The following is a 22,120-nucleotide window of genomic DNA, read 5'->3' as shown; positions in this document are numbered from 1 at the left end:
TCACGCCCCGGCGGGCGGGTCGAGCAGCAGCGCCACGCGCTCGGCGAGATACGCCTCGAGCGGCATGAGGGCGCCGGAGACGCTCCAGCGGATGCTCGGGATGCCGTCGTGCAGCGCGAGCGGCGCCTCCGGGATCGAGGGGTCCAGTGCGTGCCAGCCGATGTGCACCGTCTCTCCCTCGGCGAATCCGCCCCGGTGCGCGGCGGCGGCGAGCTCGGAGCGCTGCCGCTGCGATTCGGCGGTGTAGCCGCGGCGTGCCTCCTGGCGTGCGCGGACGATGTCGCCGGTCGCGAGGACCGCATCGTCCGTGAGCAGCAGCGCACCCAGGTGCCACGCCGAGCCCCGACGCTCTATGCGCGGGGCCCGCGCCAGTCCGAGGATGCGCCGCGGCACGACCAGTTCACCGAGCGCCTCGCGCGGAGCGCCGGCCTCGCCCAGGCGTGCCCTGGCGCCGTCGATCAGATCGCGTGCGTTCACGCCATGTCGTCCTGCAGGGTCGGCGATGCCTGGAGCTTCTCGCCGCGGATCGACATCCCGATGAGCGGGAACAGCAGCACCGAGAGCATTCCGCCCGCCACGAGCACGGTCTGCTGGCTCGTCGTGAGGATGCCCTCGTCGACGCCGATCGCGGTGACCGCCACGATGATCGGCAGCCCGGTCGCGCCGAGGAGCGCGATCGACAGGCGATCACGACGCGTCGAGCCCTCGGGCGCGGCGAGCATCGACGGCAGGCCGCGCGCGAGGAACAGCATCACCAGCACGACGGGCACGAGGAGGAACAGGACGGGCTGCTCGATGAGCGACTTCAGATCGAACGTGATGCCGGTGTAGATGAAGAAGATCGGCACGAGGAAGCCGAACGCGACGCCCTCGATCTTGCTCTCGACGGCTTCGCGGTCGTGTTCGGACGCGTCGCGCATGAGGAGCCGCCAGATGATGCCGGCCGTGAACGCGCCGAGGAGCATGTCGAGGTCGAACACGATGCTCAGCACCACGAGTGCGGCGAGGATCAGCAGGACGACGCGGATCGCGAACTGCCCCGAGGTGTGCAGGGTGGAGCTGACGAACTCGTGCAGGGCTCCCTGCGGCAGCTTCGCCGCCAGCCAGATCGCGAACCCCGCGATGATCGCGAAGGCGACGAGCACGATCGTGGCCACCCCCAGGTCACGTCCGCCGAGGAACAGCGAGATGGCGATCAGGGGCCCGAACTCGCCGACGGCGCCGATCGCGGCCACAGCCTGGCCGAACGGGGTGCGCAGCTCGCCGGCATCCCGGAGGATCGGCAGCAGCGTGCCGAGCGCGGTCGAGCACAGCGCCACGCCGATGACGATCGCCGCTTCGCCGGGAGCGAGCACGAAGCCGGCCGCGACACCCACGACGAGGCTGATGAGCCAGCCGAGCGAGGCCCGCTTGCCGAGTCGGCCCCGGAAGGACGAGAACTGGATCTCGGTGCCCGCGACGAAGAACAGCATCGCCAGTCCGAACTCCGAGAGCGTGTCGACGAACCCGTTCGCTGTCGCCCAGCCGAGCACGGAGGGTCCGACGAGGATGCCCAGGACGAGCTCGAACACGACCACCGGGATGCGCACCCAGCGCCCGAGACCGCGAGCGAGCAGCGGCGCCAGCACCGCCAGCAGCGGGATCAACAGCAGGGTCAGCGGGTGCAGCTCTTCCACGCGAACAGACTAGCGAGGCACCCGCCGCCCCTCCGGCGTCAGGCCTCCAGCTGCCGCGGGGGCGGCGTGAGCTCGGCCCGGTTGCGGTAGTGGCCGAGGAGCGCCAGGATCACGCCGCCGGCGAACCAGCATCCCAGGATGATCCACTGGGGTGCGGTCGGAGCATCCGGGAAGTACATGACCGATCGCAGCAGGTTCGCGGACGCGCCCGGCACGAAGAACTGACCGACCGCACCCCACGGCTCAGGCAGGAACTGCGGCGGCGTGGCCGCTCCGGCCATCGGGTTGGCGATGAACATCGTGATGACCGCGCCGACCGCGATGCCGGGAGGTCCCATCAACGCCGCGAGGCCGACGATGAGGGCGGAGGTCGCGCTCACCCCCAGCCCGAGCACGGCGGCGTTCAGCAGCCAGTCCCCCGCAAGGATGCCGAACCACGTCTGCATCACGAGGGCGATCAGCGCGCCGGCGGCGATCCCGAACACCAGGAGTCCGACCAGCCGCCGGACGACACCCTGTACCAGCAGCGTCAGCACGATGCCCCCGAGCATGCCGCCGAGCACCATCGGGAAGACGGATGCCGCAAGACCGGCACCGGTCTTGTCGCCGTCGGCCAGAGGCACGAGGTCGGTGACCGTGACGGTCGGGATCTCGGGTGCCGCGCCGTCGGTGGCCCCGGGCGGAAGCTGAGGGACCTGCCCCGACTTGAGCGCCCCGACGATCGCGGTCAGCTGGTCGGTGAGCGCCGTCTTCGCGGCGGTGTCGATCTGCGCCTGCAGTTGCGTCGCGACGCCGCGCAGCGCCTGGGCGGCGACGGGGCTCGCCGCCGTCGCGATGAGCACCTCAGGCTTGTCGCCCAGCAGGATCGCGCCGTAGAGCTCGCGGGATTCGATCTTGTTCACGGCGTCGTCTCGATCGTCGACGGTCGACAGGATGAACGGTGCCGGATCCTGCTCGGCCAGCTTGTCTTCGACGGCGCTGACGGCCTCGTCCGGTCCGCTGATGCCGGCGGGCAGATTCTGCGCCTGCGACGTGGCGGCGGGCCACACGAACGCCATCACGACGACCGCGACGATGAGCGATCCGAGCAGGCCGAACGCCGCGGCGACGATCCACTTGGTGGGGCGGGCGGGCGCCTGCTCGCCCGCGCTTGCACGATGAATGCTCATCGCGTCCTCCTAAAAAGAATGATGATTCTGTTTTGGAGAATAACAGAATCGCTATTCTGTTTCCATGCCGAAGGTGTCAGAGGAGTATCGGGAGGCGCGACGCGACGAGATCGCCCGCGCGGCACTGCGCTGCCTCGAGCGCAAGGGCGTGCGCGACACGTCGATCGCCGACATCGTCGAGGAGTCAGGCCTGTCCACCGGCGCGATCTACTCGCACTTCACGAACAAGGGCGAGCTGGCCCGGTACATCGTCGGGCGATTCCTGCTCCCCCGCATCGACGGGCTCGAAGCGGCAGGAGCACGGGGCGACATCCTCCCGCCTCGCGACGCCCTCCGCGGGATGCTCGGCGTGTTCGACGAAGCCGGGCTCAAGGCCTCGCTCGTACTCCAGTTCTGGGGCGAGGCGATGGTCGAGCCGGCCCTGCAGGAGCAGCTCCTGACCACGGCAGGCCGCCTGCGCGGCTCGCTCGAGATCGCGATCGGCCCGTGGGCGGCGACGCAGACGGCGAGCGAAGAGGACGCCGCGGCCCTCGCCGCCACCGCGGCCCGGTCCATCGCCGCCTTGGCGCAGGGGTACATCGCGAACGTGGCGGTCTTCGGCCCCCGCGAGGTCGACGACTACATCGCCAGCGCCATCACGGTGCTGGAGAGCTGAGGAGTCGGTCCGGGTTCGAGCGCCACGCTTCGTCTCGCTGACGCTCGTTCAGCGACCGGGTGGTCGGGCGAGCGCGACGCCGGTCGGCGACCGGGTGGTCGCGGGCGCGGGCGAGCGGGACGTCCGTCAGCTCCCGGGCGGTCGGCGACCGGGTGGTCGGGGCGAGCGGGACGCTTGTCAGCGACCGGGCGGTCGCGGGCGCTCGGGGTCGTCAGACCTCGCGCACTCCGGTGTCGCCGTGGCCGGGGGCGTCGGCATCCGGCTCGGGAGCGGCCGTGATCTCGCGGACCGTCACCGCCGATGCGGTGGGCGCGGCGGCACCGCGGATCTGGCGGTGCAGGCGCTCCATGCGGGCGTCGAGCTCGGCTGCGGTGACGGCGGCGTCCTTGAGGCTCTCGAGCAGCTCGTCGGGCACGCGCGTCGCGTACTTGTAGTAGATCTTGTGCTCCAGGCTCGCCCAGAAGTCCATCGCGATGGTGCGGAACTGCACCTCGACCGGCACGTCGATGCGCCCTGTCGACAGGAACACCGGCACCTCGAGGATCGCGTGCAGGCTCTTGTACCCGTTGGCCTTGGGCTCGGCGATGTAGTCCTTCACCTGCAGGACGCGCACATCGTCCTGCGCGGTCAGCAGGTCGAAGAGGCGATAGACGTCGGCCGTGAAGCTGCAGGTCACGCGGATGCCGGCGATGTCGGTGATGTTGCGCCGGATCGAGTCGAAGTCGCCGTCGATGCCCTTGCGCTGCACCTTCTCGACGAGGCTGTCGGGCGACTTGACGCGGCTCGACACGTGCTCGATCGGGTTGTAGTCGTGCGTCAGCAGGAACTCGTCGCGCAGGATGCCGATCTTCGTCTCGACCTCCTGCAGGCCGAAGCGGTACTCCATCATGAATCGCTGCAGCTCGTCGCGGAGCTCGCGCAGCTCGGCCGCCGAGACCGTGATCTCTCCCTCGTCTGCCGTCGTCGCGGGCACCAGCGGAGCAGGAGTCGCCATGCCTTCCACCGTAGGGAGGGTGCCTACGAGAGTCCTGTGAAGCGGTGGATCACTCGTCGTCGAGCACGCGTCTGGCGCGGTCGGATTCCTGGGTGGCCGCCCGGGCGCGCGCCGCGGCCTCGGCATGCTCGCGCGCCACGGCATCGAGCTTCTGCTCGGCCGTCGCGGCGTCGGCCTCGAGCGTGGCGAGGTCGCGGCGCAGGTCATCGATGCGCTCGCGCACATGGTCGACGCGCTCCTGGGCCTTCGCGCGGCGCGCGTCGACGCGCGCGAGCTCGCGCTCGGCTTCGTTCGCCAGGCGCTCCGCCTCGCGGGCCGCCTTCTCCGCCGCCTTGCGGGCACGGCGTTCGGCGAGGTCGTCCCGCGGGGCCGGCTCGACCGCGCCCGGCAGCGACCCGCCGACGGCGTCGGCGAGCGTGGCGGGGTCGATGTCGCCCGCCTCGAGCGTCGTGACGAGGCGCGCCGTGAGCACGGCAGCGGCGGCTGCGGCATCCATCACCGCCGCATTGATCGTCTTCTCGGTCTCGTCGCGCGCGGCCGCACTGAGCGAGACCCCGGCGTTCGAGGCGAGCCCCACCGCCTGCTTCGCGAGCGCAGCGACGAGCTGGCGCCGCTGCGCCCCGAGCCGCGACAGCTCCGCGGCGTCGAGGTCGTCCTGCGCCTCGCGCAGCGCCGCCGACAGCTCGACGGCATCGGCGAGCTGTCCGTCACGGGCGAGGAGGTTGACCGCCCACGCCGCGACCGACGGCTTGCGCAGCGCCTTCACCTGCTTGGCGAGCGCGGGATCGGATGCCGCCGCCCGCGCATTGCGGGCCGCCGTGAACTCGGCCGGGGGCAGGGCATACAGCTCGGCCGCGATCTCGTCGAGCTCGCCATCGCCCTCGGCTGCGGCATCCATAGACCGCATTCTCTCCCGATCTCGTCGAGAACTCAGGAGATCCGCGTGCGACCGGCGCCGACTCCCCCGGATTCCCGCGGGACGGCAGGCACGGACGGCGAGGATTCTCCTGAATCTCTGACGCGCCGCGCCCGCGCCGACACGGCGTACAGCACCAGCATGAGCGCCATCGTCACGAGGTAGAACCCGTGCAGCACCCAGATCGGGCCGAACGGCAGGCTCACCACGTAGAACGTGTACACGAGGTTGCCGAGGTTGCCCATGATCAGGGCGCTCGCGCTGTACGACCGCAGGTCGTGCGACCGCACCGCCTTCACCAGCATCGGCAGGTTGGCCGCGGCGAACAGCACGGTCGAGACCGTCCCGGCGAGCATCGCAGCGTCCATATACAGAAGATGCGACAGCAGAGCCCGCCGATACATCGGCAGTTCTGCCCATTTCTCGCGGGCAGACGGATGCGGGGCCTCAGTCCGCGAGAACCGACGCCGCCTGCCGCGCTGCGCCGAGCGCCACGTACTCTCCGGGTTCGGGCACCTCGACGGCGAGGCCCAGGACCAGTGATGCGATCTGCCGCACCGCCTCGGACTGCGCGCCTCCGCCGATCAGCAGCGCGCGCTCGAGCGGCACACCGAGCCCGCGCAGCGCCTCCAGTCCCGCGGCGAGCCCCGACAGCATGCCCTCGACCGCGGCGCGCGCGAGGTTCTCGCGGGTCGTCGAGGCGAGGGTCATGCCGGTGAGCGATGCGGTCGCATCCGGAAGGTTCGGGGTCCGCTCGCCTTCGAAGTACGGCACGAGCGCGAGGCCCGCTGCCCCCGGTCCCGCAGCCAGCGCCAGGCGCGACAGCTCGGCGTGGTCGACACCCAGCACGCGGGAGATCGCGTCGAGCACGCGCGCGGCGTTGAGCGTCGCGACGAGGGGCAGGAACCGGCCGGTGCAGTCGGCGAAGCCGGCGACCGTGCCCGTGGGGTCGATCGTGCGCTGCTCGCTCACCGCGAAGACGGTGCCCGACGTGCCGATCGACACCACGACGTCGCCCGGGCCGGCACCGAGGCCGAGCGCCGCGCCGGCGTTGTCGCCGGCACCGCCGCCGACGCGTCGGCCGTCGGCGTCCGAAACCGACTCGTCCGGTCCGAGCACCCGGGGAAGGACGACGTCATGGCCGAGGGCCGCGACCAGCAGCTCCCGGTCGTACGAGCCGTCGGCGGGGTTCCAATAGCCGGTGCCGGAGGCATCCGACCGGTCCGTGATGAGCTCGTCGAGCACAGGGCCCCGGGGTGACGCGCCGGCGGGACCGAAGCCGCGCAGCCGCCACGTGAGCCAGTCATGCGGCAGGGCGACGGCCGCGACGCGCGCGGCGTTGGAGGGCTCGGCGTCGCGCAGCCAGCGGAGCTTGGTGATGGTGAAGGATGCCACGGGCACCAGGCCCGTGCGCCGCGCGAGCTCGTCGGCGCCGAACTCGGCGACGAGGTCGGCGGCAGCACCCGCCGAGCGGGTGTCGTTCCACAGCAGCGCGTCGCGCACGACCCGGCCGTCGGCGTCGAGCGCGACCATGCCGTGCTGCTGGCCGCCGACGGCCCAGGCCTCGACGTCCTCGAGGCCGCCGGCGTCCGCGATCGCGGCCTGCAGCGCGGTCCACCAGGCCTCGGGATCGACCGAGGTGCCGTCCGGGTGCGAGGCACGCCCCTGCCGGACGATGGCGGAGGTCGCGGCATCCACGATCACGACCTTGCAGGACTGCGTCGACGAGTCGACTCCCATGACCAGTGCCACGGATGCTCCTTGGGTAACGGGCGAGACAGGGGATCCCGCACGGGACCGAGGGTATGACCCCGGGTCTCGGCGCGAATCCCCTGTCTCGGTGAGCGGTGACGGTGGGGCGGCTCAGCGGGCGCCGAGCAGGTGCTCGGTCGCGAGCTGCTGCAGGCGGACGAAGCCGCCGCCCTTGCCGCCCAGGTACGCGTCGGCGTCGAAGTCCTCATAGGCCGAACGGTCGGCGAGGAACTCGTCGTACGTCTCCCCCGGGTTGAGCGTCGGGGTGGACAGCTCGGGCACCTTCGCCGCGGCGAGCGCCTCCTGCACCTCGGGGTCGGCCCGGAAGGCGGCGGCGCGCTCCTTGAGCAGCAGGTACGTGCGCATGTTGGCCGCCGCGGACTCCCACACGCCCTTCTCGTCCTCGGTGCGCGACGGCTTGTAGTCGAAGTGGCGCGGACCCTCGTATGCGGGCACACCGCCGGGGCCGCCGTTCTCGAGCAGGTCGACGAGCGCGAACGCGTTGTGCAGGTCGCCGTGGCCGAACACGAGGTCCTGGTCGTACTTGATGCCGCGCTGGCCGTTGAGGTCGATGTGGAAGAGCTTGCCGTGGTACAGCGCCTGGGCGATGCCGGCGGCGAAGTTGAGGCCCGCCATCTGCTCGTGGCCGACCTCGGGGTTGAGGCCGACGAGCTCGGGGCGCTCGAGCGAGTCGATGAACGCGATCGCGTGGCCGAGCGTCGGCAGCAGGATGTCGCCGCGGGGCTCGTTCGGCTTCGGCTCGATCGCGAAGCGGATGTCGTAGCCCTTGTCGGTGACGTAGTCGCCGAGGATGTTGACGGCCTCGCGGTAGCGCTCCAGCGCCGCGCGGATGTCCTTGGCCGAGTCGTACTCGGCTCCCTCGCGGCCGCCCCACATCACGAACGTCTTCGCGCCGAGCTCGGCACCGAGGTCGAGCTGGCGGAAGACCTTGCGCAGGGCGTAACGGCGCACGTCGCGGTCGTTGGCCGTGAAGCCGCCGTCCTTGAAGACGGGGGCCGAGAAGAGGTTCGTCGTCACCATCGGCACGATGAGGCCGGTGTCGGCGAGCGCGCCCTTCAGACGGTCGATCTGCGACTGACGCTCGGCGTCGGTCGAGCCGAAGGCGAACAGGTCGTCGTCGTGGAAGGTGAGGCCGTAGGCGCCGAGCTCCGAGAGCTTCTCGACGACGTGGACGACGTCGAGGGCGGGCCGGGTCGGCCCGCCGAAGGGGTCTGTGCCGTTGTAGCCGACGGTCCAGAGACCGAACGAGAACTTGTCGGCGCGAGTGGGGGTGGGCATGACGCTCCTTTGCGGCGGGCAGTAAATGTTGCTGACGACAACCTATACCAGAATGGATGCCGCGTCCAGCAGCACCCGCAACGCATCGAGCGGTACGAGCCCTCGGTTTCTCGCCCCGGCGCCCGACAGTTTCGGCGCTACTCTCGGACGCATGACGGAGGCCTCCCGGATCACGCTGGCGACGATCGCCGCCGAGGCGGGCGTGTCGCTCGCGACGGTGTCCAAGGTGCTCAACGGGCGCACCGACGTCGCGCCCGCGACGCGGTCCCGGCTCGAGCGCGCACTGGCGCGGCACGGCTACACGCGACGCGTCGGCAAGCGGCGCAGCGAGTTCATCGAGCTCGTCTTCCACGAGCTGGAGCCGAGCTGGTCGATGGAGGTGATCGAAGGCGTGGAGGAGGTCGCTCACGCCGCAGGGCTGTCGGTCGTGCTCACGGTGAGCGGCGATCGCCACACCCCCGGCGCCGACTGGATTGACGGCGTGCTCCGCCGGCGCCCGGTCGGCGTCGTCCTGGTCTTCTCCGACATCGCCGAGCGCCTGCGGGACAAGCTGCGCGCGCAGCGGATCCCGTTGGTGATCGTCGATCCGGCCGGTGATCCGTCGCCCGACGTGCCGTCGGTGGGATCGGCGAACTGGTCCGGCGGGGTGATGGCCACCCGCCACCTCATCGACCTGGGGCACCGCCGCATCGCGGCGATCACAGGCCCCGACGACATGATGTGCTCGCTCGCCCGCGTCGACGGCTACCGGTCCGCCATGACCGCGGCCGGCCTGCCCGTCGACCCCGAGCTGATCCGGTTCGGAGACTTCCACCCCGACGGTGGCGAGTCGGCGGCGCGCGAGCTCCTCGCGCTCGACGAGCGCCCCACGGCCATCTTCGCGGGCAGCGATCTGCAGGCCCTCGGGGTCATCGCCGCCGCGTCGGCGGCCGGGCTGCGGGTCCCCGACGATCTCTCCGTGGTCGGCTACGACGACATCGCCCTCGCCCGCTGGATGAGCCCGCAGCTGACGACCGTGCACCAGCCGCTGCGCCGCATGGGAGAGGAGGCGGCGCGCCTCGCCCTGCGCCTGGCCGACGACGCCACCCCCGACACCCTGCGCATGGACCTCGCGACACATCTGGTGATCCGCGAGAGCACGGCCCCGCCGCGCACCGGAGGATCCTCATCGGACGCGACGCCGCGACTCGCCCCTACAGTGAGGGTATGAACGAGCCCGTCGGCAGCCGCCAGGCGAACCTGTCGCGCCTCCTGCGCATCGTTCATCTGGAAGGCCCCGTCTCGCGCGCGACGCTGACGGGCGCGACGAATCTCAACCGTTCGACGATCGCCGATCTCGTCGGAGATCTCGTCTCGCTCGGACTCGTCGAGGAGCACGCACCGGACCCCAGCCGCCGCGTCGGCCGCCCGTCGCCGCTGGTCGCTCCGCACCCGCGCGTCGCCGCGATCGCCGTCAACCCCGAGGTGGACGCCGTGACTATCGCCACGGTGGGTCTGGACCGACGCGTCAGCCGACGGCGGCGGGTCGAGATGACCGGCCTCGTCAGCCCGGAGCGCACGACGGAGCTGATCGCCGAGTACATCGAGCTCCAGCGGGACGAGGGCGCCGGCGAGCTCGCCCTGGCCGGCATCGGGATCGCCGTCCCCGGACTCGTGCGCGCCGCCGACGGTCTGGTACGGGATGCCCCGCACTTGAAGTGGACCGATATCGCACTACGCGAGATGGTGGAGGCCGCCACCGGGCTGCACACCGTGGTCGGCAACGACGCCGGCCTCGGCGTCGTCGCCGAGCACCTGTTCGGGGCGGCGCGCGGCGTGGACGACATCGTCTACCTCAACGGCGGGGCGAGCGGCATCGGCGGCGGCCTGATCGTCAACGGCATGCCCGTCGCAGGAGCCTCGGGCTACTCGGGCGAGTTCGGGCAGAACCGGCCGGGGATCGCGTCGAACGACGACAGGCGGGCGAGCAACGGCGTGCTCGAAGACGAAGTGAGCCAGGCGCGGCTCCTCGCCGTCCTGGGGCGGGAGAACGCCGACGAGCCCGAGCTGGCGCGCCTCCTGCGCACGACGCGCTCCGCCGACGTCGCCGACGAGATCGCCCGCCAGCGACGCATCCTCAGCACCGCCCTCGCCAATGCGGTCAACGTGCTCAACCCCGCGGTCGTCGTGCTCGGCGGCTTCCTCGCGATGCTCGCCGCCGACGACCCGGACGCTCTCACGCGCGCCGTGGTCGCGCAGACCATGCACGCCAACGGAGAAGACCTCGAGATCCGCTCTGCGGCGCTTGCGGAAGACCGCCTGCTCATCGGGGCGGCCGAAGCCGCGTTCGCCGAGCTGCTGCGCGACCCGGCGGGCGCGACGCCGACCTGAGCCCGCCCCTCACTCCGGCGGTGCCGTCGTGTCGCGCGGCACGAGGCGCGTCGGGAGCTTGACGTGGGTGAGGGCCGGGCGCTCACCGTCCATGAGCGACAGCAGCAGCCGGGCGGCCTCGGCGCCGAGCGTCTGCATCGGCTGACGCACCGTCGACAGCGCCGGGGTCGCCTTCGCCGCCTCGGGCACATCGTCGAACCCGATGACCGAGAGGTCACGGGGCACGTCCAGTCCGAGCTCCGAGGCCACCTTCATGATCTCCAGGGCCGAGATGTCGTTCGCCGCGAAGATGGCTGTCGGCCGCTCGGCCCGGCGGAGCATCTCCAGCGCCGCGATGCGCACGGCGTCGGGCCGGTAGCTTCCCGACCCGACGAACGCGGGGTCGATCGGGATGCCGGCATCCGTGAGCGCCCGGCGGTAGCCGGCGTCGCGCGCGATCGACGATCGCAGATCGCGCCGGCCCGCGATGAAGCCGATGCGGGTGTGCCCCAGCTCGACGAGATGCCGGGTGGCCTGCAGAGCGCCTCCGTAGCTGTCGCACTCGACCGTCGGCACATCGGCGGGCCCGGTATGGGGATCGATGGCGACGACGGGCACTTCGGTGCCGACGTTCACCACGGTGGGCGTGACCATGATCGCGCCGTCGATGAGTGTGCCGCTCAACCGCGACAGCGAGCGTCGCTCCCATCCCTCGGCCGCGCCGTGCGAGCCGGAGTAGGCGAGCAGGTCGTAGCGCGTGGCGCGAAGGGCCTGGCCGACGCCCTTCAGGATCTCTGCGCTGAACGGCTCGAAGTCGGCAACGAGCACGCCGATGACCCCGGTCGTGCGTGAGCGCATGCTGCTCGCGATGAGGCTGGACTCGTACCCCAGCTCGGCGACGACGGCGAGGACCCGATCGACCGTCTCGCTGGCCACGCCGTACCGTCCGTTGACAGCTTTGGAGACCGTCGCCACCGACACGCCGGCGGCGGCGGCGACATCCGTGATGGTGGGTCGGCGGCTCATGTTTCGAAAGCATAACGGCATCGAAACCGTTATTGAAAACGTTTGACAAGGTATTTGTTGCGGTCACAGACTTTTCTCGCTCGGACCGCACGCCGAGCGAAGCGCGGCCCGATCGCGCGGACTACCGGCACCCCGAAGCGGAGGTGCTCCTCGAAGAAGAGAACGGGAATCACATGAAGGGCAAGAGAATCCTCGCGGGTTCGGCAGCACTTGTCGTCGGCGCGCTCGCGCTCGCCGGCTGCAGCGCCGGCGGCTCCGACGGGAACAGCGACGGCAAGGTCGAGATGACCTTGTGGCAGAACTCGACGACGGGCCCGGGGCAGCAGTTCTGGAAGGACGCGATCGCCGCGTTCGAGAAGGACAACCCCGACGTCACGATCAAGATGCAGTCGATCCAGAACGAGGACATGGACGGCAAGCTCCAGACCTCGCTCAACGCGGGCGACCCGCCGGACATCTTCCTGCAGCGCGGCGGCGGCAAGATGGTCGCCATGGTCCAGGCCGGCCAGCTCACGGACCTCACCGGCAAGATCGAGGGCGAGGCGAAGGAGAACATCTCCGAGGGCTCGTTCAAGGCCGAGACCTACCAGGACAAGGTGTGGGCCATGCCGCTGTCGGTGCTGCCCGGCGGCATCTTCTACAGCCAGGACCTCTACACCGCCGCGGGCGTCACGGAGAACCCCACCACGATCGACGAGCTCGTCGCCGCCAACGACAAGCTGAAGGCCACGGGCGTGGCTCCGCTCGCCCTCGGTGCGAAGGACGCCTGGCCGGCCGCGCACTGGTTCTACTGGTTCTCGCTGCGCGAGTGCGCCCCGAAGACGATGGAGGAGACGGGCGACTCGAAGGACTTCAGCGACCCCTGCTGGCTCAAGGCCGCGCAGGACCTCGAGGACTTCGCTGCGACCGAGCCGTTCAACGACGGCTTCCTCACGACGTCCGCCCAGCAGGGCGCGGGCAGCTCGGCCGGTCTCGTGGCGAACCACCAGGCCGGTGGAGAGCTGATGGGCGCGTGGGACCCGGGTGTGATCGCATCCCTCACTCCTGACGAGAAGCCGCTTCCTGACCTCGCCTGGTACCCGTTCCCGGAGGTCCCGGGCGGCAAGGGCGAGCCCGGCTCGATGATGGGCGGCGTCGACGGCTACTCCTGCTCGGCGCAGGCGCCGAAGGAGTGCGTGGACTTCCTCAACTTCGTCGCTTCCGACGCCCAGCAGACGGCGTACTACAAGGCGTTCAACTCCCCGCCGGTCAACACGGCCGCGCAGGCCGAGGTGAGCGAGCCGTACCTGAAGCAGATCCTGGAGGCCTACAACAAGGCGCCGTTCGTCTCGCAGTGGCTCGACACCGTGCTGGGCCAGAACGTCGGCAACGCGCTCAACGTCGCCGTCGTCGACATGCTCGCCGGACAGAGCTCGCCCGAGCAGCTGATCGAGGCCGCCAACGCGGCCGGGGCGAAGGGCTGAGGAACACTCCGCATGTACACGAGCGAGACACCGAAGACGGACGATCGCCCGGAGACGGATCTCGCGCAGCGCGCCGGGGGCGGTGGCGTCACGCCGCCGCCCTCGGCGCCGCCGCGCCGCCGACGCCGTGGGATGGGCTGGTCGGGCCGTCTGGAGGTCGCGGTACTGGCTGGACCGGCCGTGCTGCTCTTCCTGGGCTTCGTCATCTTCCCCGTCGTCATGGCGGCGTACTACGGGTTCTTCAACTGGCACGGCTACGGACCCGCGACCGACTTCATCGGCCTCAAGAACTACGTCACGATCGTCACCGATCCTGACTTCCAGGAGGCGCTCGGCCACAACGCCTTCATCGTGGTGATGTCCTTGGTGATCCAGGGACCGGTCGCCCTGCTGCTGGCGCTCCTGCTCAACCGCAAGATGCGCGGGCAGTCGGTCATCCGCGTGCTGATCTTCGTGCCCTACGTGATCGCGGAGGTGGTCGTCGGCACCGGCTTCAGCCTCATGCTCGCCACCAACGGCGCCCTCAACGGCCTCCTCGAGAACCTCGGCCTCGAGCAGTTCACGCGCGACTGGCTGTCCGACCCGAGCATCGCCATCTGGACGCTGATCGCCATCCTCACGTGGAAGTACGTGGGCTTCGCGGTCATCCTGTTCCTGGCGGGCCTCCAGGGCATCCCCGAGGAGCTCTACGAGGCGGCCGCGATCGACGGCGCGAGCTACTGGCAGATCCAGCGGCGCATCACGATCCCGCTGCTCGGACCGACGCTTCGGATCTGGGCGTTCCTCTCGATCATCGGCGCCCTGCAGCTGTTCGATCTCGTCTACATCATCTGGGGCCAGTACGTGGCCTCCGTCGCCGGCACCTCCACGATGGCGACCTACATGGTGGCCAACGGCCGCAACGCCGGCAACTTCGGCTACGGCAACGCCGTCGCCGTCGTGATCTTCCTCATCTCCCTCATCGTCGCCCTGATCTACCAGCGCTTCGTGCTGCGGCGCGACACCGCGGGCGCGCTCACCGAAAGGACCGACCGATGACCGCCGCCGTGGCGACCGCCGCGCCGACCAAGCTCCGATCTCCGCGGATGCGGACCGGCACCCCTGCCGTGTACTTCGTCGCCCTCGTGGTGATCGCGCTGATGCTCGGCCCCGTCATCTACATCATCGTCGGCGGCTTCCGCACGAACTCGCAGATCACGACGAATCCGGCCGGCCTGCCCGACCCGTGGGTGCTCACCAACTACATCGGCGTGCTCACCGAGGGCACGTTCTGGATGCTGGTGCTGAACTCGACCATCGTGGCCGTGGCGACCACCGTCGGCGTGATCGTGCTGGGCCTGATGGCCAGCTACGTGCTCGCACGGTACTCGTTCCGCGGCCGCGGCGCGCTCTACGCGCTGTTCGCCGCCGGGCTCATGTTCCCGATCACGGTGGCCATCACGCCGCTGTACATCGTCGTGCGCAACCTCGGGCTGATCAACTCGCTCGGCGGCGTCATCCTGCCGCAGATCGCGTTCGCCCTGCCCACGACGATCATCATCCTGGTGCCGTTCCTGCGCGCCATCCCCGACGAGATCCAGGAGGCGGCCTTCATCGACGGATGCAGCCGCCTGGGCTTCTTCTGGCGCATGGTCGTGCCGCTCGCGGTCCCGGGTGTCATCACCGTCGGCATCCTGGCGTTCATCGGCAGCTGGAACAGCTATCTGCTGCCCCTGTTCATCCTGAACGACAACGCATCGTTCACACTGCCTCTGGGGGTGCAGGCGTTCTCGTCGCAGTACTCCGTCGACACCGCGAAGGTGCTGGCGTTCACGTCGCTGTCGATGATCCCCGCGCTGGTGTTCTTCAGCCTCTTCGAGCGCCGCATCGTCGGCGGGCTCACCGGGGCGGTCAAGGGATGAGCGGCGTGGACCTGCCCGCCGTCTCGGAGCGGGTGCGTGCGCTGCACGCCCAGATGACGCTGGATGAGAAGCTCGCGCAGCTCGTGGGCTACTGGGTCGACCAGGGCGACGAGGTCGTCGCGCCGATGGCCGGCGAGATGGTGACCTCCACCGGGTACGACGAGGCGACGGTGCACGGGATCGGGCATCTGACCCGCGTCTACGGCACCCGCCCTGTCGATCCCGCGGAGCGGGCGGCGTGGCTGTGGGGCGAGCAGCGGCGGCTCCGCGAGCGCTCACGCCTGGGCATCGGGGCGATCGTCCACGAGGAGTGCCTGACCGGCCTCGCCGCGTGGAAGGCCGCGACCTTCCCCACACCGCTGGCGTGGGGCGCGGCGTTCGACCCGGAGCTGACGGAGCAGATCGGCGAGGCCATCGGTCGTTCGATGTCGGAGCTCGGCATCCACCAGGGGCTCGCCCCGGTGCTCGACGTCGTGACGGACCCCCGCTGGGGCCGCGTCGACGAGTGCATCGCCGAGGACCCGTACGTGGTCGGGACGATCGGCACCGCCTACGTGCGCGGCCTCCAGTCCGCCGGCGTGCACGCCACGCTGAAGCACTTCGCGGGCTACTCGGCCTCGCAGGCCGGGCGCAACCACGCCCCGGTGCACATGGGCCGCCGGCGCCTTCAGGACGTCGTCCTGCCGCCGTTCGAGATGGCGGTCCGTGACGGCGGCGTGCGATCGGTGATGAACTCGTACGCCGAGATCGACGGTGTGCCGGTGGCGTCCAACCCCGAGCTGCTCACCTCGCTGCTGAGGGAGGACTGGGGCTTCGACGGCACCGTCGTCGCCGACTACTTCTCCGTCGCGTTCCTGCACGCCCTGCACGGTGTCGCCGAGGACCTCGGCGCGGCGGCGCTCCTGGCGCTGCGGGCCGGCATCGACATCGAGCTGCCGACAGGCGACGCCTTCGTCGGGCCGCTCCGAGAGCGGCTCGCCACGGACCCGCAGGGCCTGGCCGATGTGGACCGCGCCGTGCTGCGCGTGCTCGCGCAGAAGGAGGAGCTCGGGCTGCTCGACGACGACGACTCGGCGCCCCCGACGGACGTGGCGCTCGACAGCCCCGAGCTGCGGGCACTCGCCCGCCGGTCTGCCGAGGAGTCGATCGTGCTCCTGCGAAACGACGGGATGCTGCCGCTCGCCGCGCCCCGGTCGGTCGCGCTGATCGGACCGAACGCCGACGCGGCCGAGTCGCTGATGGGCTGCTACTCGTTCGCCAACCACGTGCTCGCCCATCACCCCGGCACGCCGCTCGGGTTCGACATCCCGACCGTGGCGGAGGCGCTGCGCGCCGAGCTGCCGGAAGCCTCGATCGTGCTCGAGCGGGGCTGTGACGTGGAGGACCTCGACACCGCGGGAATCGCCGCGGCGGCCGAGGCGGCCGCACGCGCAGAGGCGGCGATCGTCGTCGTCGGCGACCGAGCGGGCCTGTTCGGCCGGGGCACGGTCGGCGAGGGCAACGACGTCGACGACCTGGAACTGCCGGGAGCACAGCGTGCGCTCGTGGAGGCGGTCGTCGCGACCGGCACTCCGACCGCGGTGGTCGTCGTCTCGGGCCGGCCGTACGCGATCGGATGGATGCTGGAGGGCCCGACGGCCGCCGCCGCCGTGATCCAGGCGTTCTTCCCCGGCGAAGAGGGCGGCCCCGCGATCGCGCGCATCCTGTCGGGCGCGGCGGCGCCCTCGGGCAGGCTGCCCGTGTCCCTGCCGCGCTCCGCGGGTGCACAGCCGTACACGTACCTGCACCCGGTGCTCGGCGGCCCGACCGAGATCACCAGCGCCGACAACACCCCCGCGCTCCCGTTCGGTCACGGCCTCACGTACACGACGTTCGCCCGGGAAGACCTCGAGGCCTCGGATGCCGCCACGGGCGGAACCGTCGTCGCCCGGGTGCGGGTGTCGAACACGGGCGATCGGACCGGCACCGACGTCGTGCAGCTCTACGCGCGCGACGTCGTCGCCTCGGTGACACGGCCGGTCGCGCAGCTGCTCGCGTACCAGCGTGTGACGCTCGCCCCGGGCGAGTCGACGGTCGTGACCTTCGACGTCCCCGCGACCCGCCTCGCCTTCACCGGACGCGACGGCCGTCGCATCGTCGAGCCCGGCGCCGTCGAGCTGTGGGTCGGGCCGTCGTGCGCCGAACGAGAGACCGAGACCCGGATCGAGCTCACGGGCACGACGCACGCGGTCACCGCCGACTCCCCCCGGGTCGCGACGGCGAGCGTCACACCGCTGGTCCGCGAACCGCGCTGACGCGAACACCCGGGCCGAGGCATCCATCCGGAACACGAGGGCCCGGTGCGCATTGCGCACCGGGCCCTCGTGGCGTCGTGGCGAGGTCTACGCCAGGTCGAGCTCCACCGTCGCGAACGAGTGCGGCGGCAGGGTGACCGTCAGCACGCCGGCATCCACCGACGTCTCCAGCGCCACGGGCGCCACGGCGTCGGGCGCCTCGGGGGTGTTGTGCGCGGCGGCATCCTCCCCCGTCAGCACACGGGCGCGGCGCACGGCGGCCGGCCGGCCGCGCAGGTCGACCTTCACCTCGAGCGCCTCGTCCAGCGACAGGTTCGACAGCGAGACCAGGGCGCCGCCGTCGCGCGTCGAGGCCGACACCGACAGCCCCGGCACGTCGTCGGCGGCGACCGGCGTCTGCAGCACATGGGCGGCGAGGGCCGTCGCGTCGTGGTGGCCGCGGTTCATCTCGAACACGTGGTAGGTCGGGGTGAGCACCATGGCGCCAGAGTCGTCGGTGAGGATCATCGCCTGCAGCACGTTGAGGGTCTGCGCGATGTTCGCCATCTTGAGGCGGCCGGCGTGCCGGTGGAACGCGTCGAAGTGCACGGCGGCGACGAGCGCGTCGCGGACGGTGTTCTGCTGGAACAGGAACCCGGGGTTCGTCCCGGGCTCGACGTTCCACCACGTGCCCCACTCGTCGAGGACGAGCCCCACCTTGCGGTCGGGGTCGTACGAGTCCATGACGGCCTCGTGGCGGCGGATGACGCGCTCGACATCGAGCGCCTTGCGCATCGTGCCGTAGAACTCCTCGGGCGAGAACTCTGTCGCCGACTCGGTGTTGATGCCCGATCCGGCGTGCGAGTAGTAGTGGAACGACACCCCCTGGAACACCGGCGTCGGGTTCGAGCCGCAGGTGAGGCATCCGAGCGACTCCATGAGCGCGCGCGTCCACGCGACGTCGTCGTCCGACGCGCCGGCCGCGATGCGGTACAGCTTGTTGCCGCCGTGGTCGCGGCAGTACGTGCCGTAGCGACGCGCCTCGAGCGCGTACTGCTGCGCGGTCATGTTGCCGCCGCAGCCCCACGCCTCGTTCCCGATGCCCCAGAAGGGCACGGTCCAGGGCTCATCACGACCGTTCTCGCGACGCAGGCGCGCCATCGGCGAGTCCCCGTCGCGCGTGAGGTACTCGACCCACTCGCTCATCTCGCGCACGGTGCCGCTGCCGACGTTGCCGTTGACGTAGGCGTCGGCGCCGAGCAGGTCGCACAGGTCCATGAACTCGTGCGTGCCGAAGTGGTTGTTCTCGACGACGTCGCCCCAGTGCGTGTTCACCATGGTCGGCCGGCTCTCGCGCGGACCGATGCCGTCGCGCCAGTGGTAGTCGTCGGCGAAGCAGCCGCCCGGCCAGCGCAGGTTGGGGATGCCCAGCGCGCGCAGCGCGTCGACGACGTCGGAGCGGATGCCGCGCACGTTCGGCAGGGGCGAGTCCTCGCCGACCCAGAATCCGCCGTAGATGCAGCGGCCGAGGTGCTCGGCGAAGTGCCCGTACAGGTGGCGGCTGATGACGTCTCCGGGGACGTCGAGATCGATGACGGCGCGGGCCGTGGTCACAGGCTTCTCCAGGTCGTTGCGGGGGTGAGGGGGACGAGGGCGGGGCGCTCCACGGTGGTGCGGAGCGGTTCGCGGATGCCGGAGGCCGCGGATGCGGCGAGCGCGGTCATGATCTCCAGCACGTGCAGCGCCATGGCGCCGCTCGCGCGGCCGTCGGAACCGTCCGCGGCGCGGGCGAGGTCCACGAGCCCGATGCCTCGACCGGCGTCGACATAGCCCGCCCACGGTTCGAGGGTCTGCCACTCGCCACCCCCCTCGTGAAGGCGCACGTCGCCGGCGAAGCCGTTGGGATCGGGCACGACGAGCGAGCCGTCGACGCCGTGCACCTCGATGGGCTGGGCCGTCGAGCGCACGCCGTCGAAGCTCATGGTCACGGTGGAGATCGCGCCGGAGGCGTGATGCAGGATGCCGGCCAGGTGGGTGTCGACCTCGACGGCGATCCGCTCGCCGGCGCGGGGGCCCGCGCCGATCACGCGCACGTCGCGCGAGCGCGAGCCCGCGCCCGACACGGCGATGACGGGCCCCAGCAGCTGCACGAGCGAGGTCACGTAGTACGGCCCCATGTCGAGCAGCGGTCCGCCGCCCTCGCGATAGTAGAAGTCCGGCTGGGGATGCCACGACTCGTGGCCCGCCGAGATCCATGTCGCCGACGCCGACACCGGCTGCCCGATGCGTCCGTCGTCGATCGCGGCGCGCGCCGTCTGCACGCCGGTGCCGAGCACGGTGTCGGGTGCTCCCCCGACCCGCACGCCGGCGGCGGTGGCGGCATCCATCACGCGCTGGGCGTCGGCGAACGTGGCCGCCAGCGGCTTCTCGCCGTACACGTCCTTGCCGTGCGCGATGGCCGCGAGCGCGACGTCCGCATGGGCGGCGGGGATCGTGAGGTTCAGGACCGCGTGGATGCCGTCGTCGGCCACCAGCTCGTCCGTCGTGAGCGCCCGGCACCCGGGCAGCGCGTCGGCCGCCGCGCGCGCCCGCGACGCGTCGAGGTCGGCGACCGCGGCGATGCGGATGCCCGACGCCTCGGCGAGCGTCGCGAGGTACTGCCCCGAGATGACGCCGAGACCGACGATGCCGACGGCGGTCGGCTCGACGCCCGTCACCGCGCCGCCCACAGCAGTCCGCGCTGGATGATGGTGCGCACGTTGTCGTCCTGCAGCACGTCGACGCTGTGCCCCGGCGTCGACACGAAGACACGTCCGGCGCCCCACTCGCGCGTCCACACCGCGGGCGACACGATCGGCCGGTGCCACGGGTGGTACGGCTGCACGGGGTGGGTGGTCGTGGCCAGCACGTCGTTGAGGTCGTCGTGCAGCACCCAGTACTGCTCCGTGGTGAGCGGGAAGTCGTCGATCCCGGCCATGATCTCGTGCCCGCGGCCGAGGTCGGTCAGCTCGACGGTGTACTCGAGGTAGTTGTCGGTGGGTGCGCCGTGGACCTCGTCGGGGTGCTTCGACGGGTGAGTCGCGAACTGGCCGCCCACGAGCTGCAGGTAGTCCGAGCTCGACCGGAACGAGTCCGCGATCCCGCCGTGCCACCCCGCGAAGCCGGTCCCGGCGGCGACCGCGTCGCGCAGGCCGCGGATCGCCTCGTGCGACGCCTGCGACATCGTGACGGACTGCAGCACCAGGTCGGTCGCGGCCATGCGGTCCGCGTCGGCGTACACCTGCGGGTCGTCCTCGATCGTCACGTCGAACCCGCTGTCGCGGAGGAACGGGATGAACAGGTCGGTGGCCGCGACGGGCTGATGGCCGTCCCATCCGCCGCGGACGACGAGGGCGGTGCGGGTCATGCGGGGGTCCCTTCGGAGTGACCGACGGCGGGTGCCACCGGGGTGAGGATGCTGTCGTGCCCGGCGCTGCGCTCGACGGCGGCGAGCACGCGCTGCACCTGCGCCGCGTCGGCGAACGTGGGCGAGACGGGGATCTCGCCGGCCACGGCGCGCACGAAGTCGACGGCCTGGTGGGCGAACAGGTGCTCGTACCCGAGCCCGTGGCCCGCGGGCCACCACGCTCCGGCGTAGGGATGCCGCGCCTCGGTCACCTGCACGCGGCGGAATCCCTGCGCCGCGTCGGCCGCGGCGTCGTAGACCTCGAGCTCGTTCATGCGCTCGAAGTCGAACGCGACGGCGCCGCGGTCGCCCGAGATCTCGATGCGGTTGGCGTTGCGGCGCCCGGTCGCCATGCGGGTGGCCTCGAAGACGCCCAGCGCACCGCCGTCGAAGCGCGCCGTGAACGCGGCCGCGTCGTCGACGGTGACCGGGAGGCGGTCGGCCGGATCGGCGGCGACGCCGCCCAGGCCCTCGACGGCGCCCCGGCGCGGGCGGGACGTGACGAACGTGCGCATGACGGCCGACACAGCGTCGATGCTCTGGCCCGCGAGCCACTGTGCGGAGTCGATCGAGTGCGCGCCGATGTCGCCGAGCGCACCCGAGCCCGCACGGTCGCGGTCCATGCGCCACGTGTGGGGCGCGTCGGGATCGCTCAGCCAGTCCTGCAGGTACTGCGCGCGGACATGGCGGATCTCGCCGACCCGTCCGTCGGCGATCAGCTCCTTCGCGAGGGCGAGCGCGGGCGTGCGGCGGTAGCTGAAGCCGCACATGGCGACGCCCGAGGCGCGGGTGGCGGCATCCGCCATCGCCTCCGCCTCGGCGACCGAGTTCGCGAGCGGTTTCTCGCACAGCACGTGCTTGCCCGCGGCGAGCGCGGCCAGCGCGATCTCAGCGTGCGTGTCGCCGGGCGTGCAGATGTCGATCACGTCGATGTCGTCGCGTTCGACCGCGTCACGCCAGTCGACGGCGTGCTCGGGCCAGTCCAGCCGTGCGGCGAACTCGGCGGTCGCGTCGGGGCGGCGGCCGACCACCAGTGCCGGCACCGGCTCGTACGGGAGGTCGAAGAAGCGCGGGGCGGTGCGCCAGGCCTGCGTGTGCATGCGGCCCATGAAGCCGGTGCCGATCAGTGCGATCCGCAGCGGCGATGTCGTCGTCGTCATCGTGGGGAGCCCTTTCCAGGCACCGACGATGCCACCGAGCCC

Annotated in this window: 20 protein-coding genes; 7 read left to right on the top strand and 13 right to left on the bottom strand. The window is 71.3% G+C overall.

Features of this window, described 5'->3' with window-relative positions; translation table 11 throughout:
* The 3 genes from ACFWJ8_RS17560 to ACFWJ8_RS17550 are packed head-to-tail and all read right to left on the bottom strand — an operon-like array spanning position 1 to position 2,845.
* Positions 1 to 477, bottom strand: a complete 477-nt coding sequence (locus ACFWJ8_RS17560) for a glutaminase (protein ID WP_378813965.1) — start codon at positions 475 to 477, stop codon at positions 1 to 3.
* Positions 474 to 1,676, bottom strand: a complete 1,203-nt coding sequence (locus ACFWJ8_RS17555; RefSeq protein WP_345546274.1) for a cation:proton antiporter — start codon at positions 1,674 to 1,676, stop codon at positions 474 to 476. Before ACFWJ8_RS17555 ends, ACFWJ8_RS17560 begins: the two co-directional genes overlap by 4 nt.
* A gap of 38 nt (positions 1,677 to 1,714) precedes the next feature.
* Positions 1,715 to 2,845: an ABC transporter permease gene (locus ACFWJ8_RS17550; protein WP_378813963.1), complete on the bottom strand. Its 1,131-nt coding sequence runs from the start codon at positions 2,843 to 2,845 to the stop codon at positions 1,715 to 1,717.
* A gap of 64 nt (positions 2,846 to 2,909) precedes the next feature.
* On the opposite strand from ACFWJ8_RS17550, the gene ACFWJ8_RS17545 reads away from it, so the two are divergent.
* Positions 2,910 to 3,500, top strand: coding sequence for a TetR/AcrR family transcriptional regulator (locus ACFWJ8_RS17545; RefSeq protein WP_378813961.1), 591 nt, complete (start codon positions 2,910 to 2,912; stop codon positions 3,498 to 3,500).
* 211 nt (positions 3,501 to 3,711) lie between these two features.
* Here ACFWJ8_RS17545 and ACFWJ8_RS17540 read toward each other — a convergent pair whose 3' ends face one another.
* From ACFWJ8_RS17540 to xylA, 5 genes are all read right to left on the bottom strand, one after another.
* Entirely contained in the window at positions 3,712 to 4,494 is a 783-nt protein-coding gene (locus tag ACFWJ8_RS17540) for a GTP pyrophosphokinase family protein (RefSeq protein ID WP_378813959.1), read from the bottom strand.
* Positions 4,495 to 4,543: 49 nt separating this feature from the next.
* Positions 4,544 to 5,392 (bottom strand): transposase, encoded by an 849-nt coding sequence (locus ACFWJ8_RS17535; RefSeq protein WP_378813957.1) that lies wholly within the window; start codon positions 5,390 to 5,392, stop codon positions 4,544 to 4,546.
* A gap of 32 nt (positions 5,393 to 5,424) precedes the next feature.
* Positions 5,425 to 5,778 (bottom strand): hypothetical protein, encoded by a 354-nt coding sequence (locus tag ACFWJ8_RS17530; protein WP_378813955.1) that lies wholly within the window; start codon positions 5,776 to 5,778, stop codon positions 5,425 to 5,427.
* 79 nt (positions 5,779 to 5,857) lie between these two features.
* Complete coding sequence (locus ACFWJ8_RS17525; protein ID WP_378813953.1) at positions 5,858 to 7,162, bottom strand: xylulokinase; 1,305 nt, start codon at positions 7,160 to 7,162, stop codon at positions 5,858 to 5,860.
* Between the two features lie 111 nt (positions 7,163 to 7,273).
* Positions 7,274 to 8,461 (bottom strand): xylose isomerase, encoded by a 1,188-nt coding sequence (xylA, locus tag ACFWJ8_RS17520; protein WP_378813951.1) that lies wholly within the window; start codon positions 8,459 to 8,461, stop codon positions 7,274 to 7,276.
* Positions 8,462 to 8,612: 151 nt separating this feature from the next.
* On the opposite strand from xylA, the gene ACFWJ8_RS17515 reads away from it, so the two are divergent.
* Positions 8,613 to 9,671 (top strand): LacI family DNA-binding transcriptional regulator, encoded by a 1,059-nt coding sequence (locus ACFWJ8_RS17515; RefSeq protein WP_378813949.1) that lies wholly within the window; start codon positions 8,613 to 8,615, stop codon positions 9,669 to 9,671.
* Positions 9,668 to 10,831, top strand: a complete 1,164-nt coding sequence (locus ACFWJ8_RS17510) for an ROK family protein (RefSeq protein ID WP_378813947.1) — start codon at positions 9,668 to 9,670, stop codon at positions 10,829 to 10,831. Before ACFWJ8_RS17515 ends, ACFWJ8_RS17510 begins: the two co-directional genes overlap by 4 nt.
* A 9-nt stretch (positions 10,832 to 10,840) precedes the next feature.
* Here the strand turns inward: ACFWJ8_RS17510 and ACFWJ8_RS17505 are convergent, their stop codons facing one another.
* Positions 10,841 to 11,836 carry a LacI family DNA-binding transcriptional regulator gene (locus ACFWJ8_RS17505; RefSeq protein ID WP_378813945.1) on the bottom strand — a complete coding sequence of 332 codons (996 nt, stop codon included), beginning with the start codon at positions 11,834 to 11,836 and terminating at the stop codon, positions 10,841 to 10,843.
* A gap of 173 nt (positions 11,837 to 12,009) precedes the next feature.
* Here ACFWJ8_RS17505 and ACFWJ8_RS17500 point away from each other — a divergent pair, with 173 nt between their 5' ends.
* Genes ACFWJ8_RS17500 through ACFWJ8_RS17485 form a run of 4 tightly spaced genes read left to right on the top strand, consistent with a single transcriptional unit; the run spans position 12,010 to position 17,494 of the window.
* Complete coding sequence (locus tag ACFWJ8_RS17500) at positions 12,010 to 13,299, top strand: ABC transporter substrate-binding protein (protein WP_378813943.1); 1,290 nt, start codon at positions 12,010 to 12,012, stop codon at positions 13,297 to 13,299.
* A 12-nt stretch (positions 13,300 to 13,311) separates the two neighbouring features.
* A complete protein-coding gene (locus ACFWJ8_RS17495; RefSeq protein ID WP_378813941.1) occupies positions 13,312 to 14,337 on the top strand; it encodes a carbohydrate ABC transporter permease in 1,026 nt (341 codons plus the stop codon).
* Complete coding sequence (locus tag ACFWJ8_RS17490; RefSeq protein ID WP_378813940.1) at positions 14,334 to 15,200, top strand: carbohydrate ABC transporter permease; 867 nt, start codon at positions 14,334 to 14,336, stop codon at positions 15,198 to 15,200. The genes ACFWJ8_RS17495 and ACFWJ8_RS17490 overlap by 4 nt, the downstream gene beginning before the upstream one ends.
* Positions 15,197 to 17,494, top strand: a complete 2,298-nt coding sequence (locus ACFWJ8_RS17485; protein WP_378813938.1) for a glycoside hydrolase family 3 N-terminal domain-containing protein — start codon at positions 15,197 to 15,199, stop codon at positions 17,492 to 17,494. Before ACFWJ8_RS17490 ends, ACFWJ8_RS17485 begins: the two co-directional genes overlap by 4 nt.
* A gap of 87 nt (positions 17,495 to 17,581) precedes the next feature.
* Here the strand turns inward: ACFWJ8_RS17485 and ACFWJ8_RS17480 are convergent, their stop codons facing one another.
* The 4 genes from ACFWJ8_RS17480 to ACFWJ8_RS17465 are packed head-to-tail and all read right to left on the bottom strand — an operon-like array spanning position 17,582 to position 22,078.
* Positions 17,582 to 19,087: an alpha-N-arabinofuranosidase gene (locus ACFWJ8_RS17480; protein WP_378813936.1), complete on the bottom strand. Its 1,506-nt coding sequence runs from the start codon at positions 19,085 to 19,087 to the stop codon at positions 17,582 to 17,584.
* Positions 19,084 to 20,190: a Gfo/Idh/MocA family protein gene (locus ACFWJ8_RS17475; RefSeq protein WP_378813934.1), complete on the bottom strand. Its 1,107-nt coding sequence runs from the start codon at positions 20,188 to 20,190 to the stop codon at positions 19,084 to 19,086. The genes ACFWJ8_RS17480 and ACFWJ8_RS17475 overlap by 4 nt, the downstream gene beginning before the upstream one ends.
* Complete coding sequence (locus tag ACFWJ8_RS17470) at positions 20,187 to 20,879, bottom strand: ThuA domain-containing protein (protein ID WP_378813933.1); 693 nt, start codon at positions 20,877 to 20,879, stop codon at positions 20,187 to 20,189. The genes ACFWJ8_RS17475 and ACFWJ8_RS17470 overlap by 4 nt, the downstream gene beginning before the upstream one ends.
* Entirely contained in the window at positions 20,876 to 22,078 is a 1,203-nt protein-coding gene (locus tag ACFWJ8_RS17465; RefSeq protein ID WP_378813931.1) for a Gfo/Idh/MocA family protein, read from the bottom strand. Before ACFWJ8_RS17465 ends, ACFWJ8_RS17470 begins: the two co-directional genes overlap by 4 nt.
* Between the last annotated feature and the right edge of the window lie 42 nt (positions 22,079 to 22,120).

Source organism: Microbacterium sp. NPDC058389 (assembly GCF_042722305.1).
Taxonomy (GTDB): domain Bacteria; phylum Actinomycetota; class Actinomycetes; order Actinomycetales; family Microbacteriaceae; genus Microbacterium.
The sequence above is the reverse complement of the archived record's forward strand: the minus strand, read 5'-3'. Positions and strand labels throughout refer to the sequence as shown.

Excerpts from the sequence above, each read along its gene's own strand:
- ACFWJ8_RS17550 (WP_378813963.1), bottom strand. The coding sequence starts at position 2,845 with ATGAGCATTCATCGTGCAAGCGCGGGCGAGCAGGCGCCCGCCCGCCCC.
- ACFWJ8_RS17545 (WP_378813961.1), top strand. The coding sequence starts at position 2,910 with ATGCCGAAGGTGTCAGAGGAGTATCGGGAGGCGCGACGCGACGAGATC.
- ACFWJ8_RS17535 (WP_378813957.1), bottom strand. The coding sequence starts at position 5,392 with ATGGATGCCGCAGCCGAGGGCGATGGCGAGCTCGACGAGATCGCGGCC.
- ACFWJ8_RS17510 (WP_378813947.1), top strand. The coding sequence starts at position 9,668 with ATGAACGAGCCCGTCGGCAGCCGCCAGGCGAACCTGTCGCGCCTCCTG.
- ACFWJ8_RS17505 (WP_378813945.1), bottom strand. The coding sequence starts at position 11,836 with ATGAGCCGCCGACCCACCATCACGGATGTCGCCGCCGCCGCCGGCGTG.
- ACFWJ8_RS17485 (WP_378813938.1), top strand. The coding sequence starts at position 15,197 with ATGAGCGGCGTGGACCTGCCCGCCGTCTCGGAGCGGGTGCGTGCGCTG.
- ACFWJ8_RS17515 (WP_378813949.1), top strand. The coding sequence starts at position 8,613 with ATGACGGAGGCCTCCCGGATCACGCTGGCGACGATCGCCGCCGAGGCG.
- ACFWJ8_RS17495 (WP_378813941.1), top strand. The coding sequence starts at position 13,312 with ATGTACACGAGCGAGACACCGAAGACGGACGATCGCCCGGAGACGGAT.
- ACFWJ8_RS17470 (WP_378813933.1), bottom strand. The coding sequence starts at position 20,879 with ATGACCCGCACCGCCCTCGTCGTCCGCGGCGGATGGGACGGCCATCAG.
- xylA (WP_378813951.1), bottom strand. The coding sequence starts at position 8,461 with ATGCCCACCCCCACTCGCGCCGACAAGTTCTCGTTCGGTCTCTGGACC.
- ACFWJ8_RS17530 (WP_378813955.1), bottom strand. The coding sequence starts at position 5,778 with ATGGACGCTGCGATGCTCGCCGGGACGGTCTCGACCGTGCTGTTCGCC.
- ACFWJ8_RS17490 (WP_378813940.1), top strand. The coding sequence starts at position 14,334 with ATGACCGCCGCCGTGGCGACCGCCGCGCCGACCAAGCTCCGATCTCCG.
- ACFWJ8_RS17500 (WP_378813943.1), top strand. The coding sequence starts at position 12,010 with ATGAAGGGCAAGAGAATCCTCGCGGGTTCGGCAGCACTTGTCGTCGGC.
- ACFWJ8_RS17540 (WP_378813959.1), bottom strand. The coding sequence starts at position 4,494 with ATGGCGACTCCTGCTCCGCTGGTGCCCGCGACGACGGCAGACGAGGGA.
- ACFWJ8_RS17465 (WP_378813931.1), bottom strand. The coding sequence starts at position 22,078 with ATGACGACGACGACATCGCCGCTGCGGATCGCACTGATCGGCACCGGC.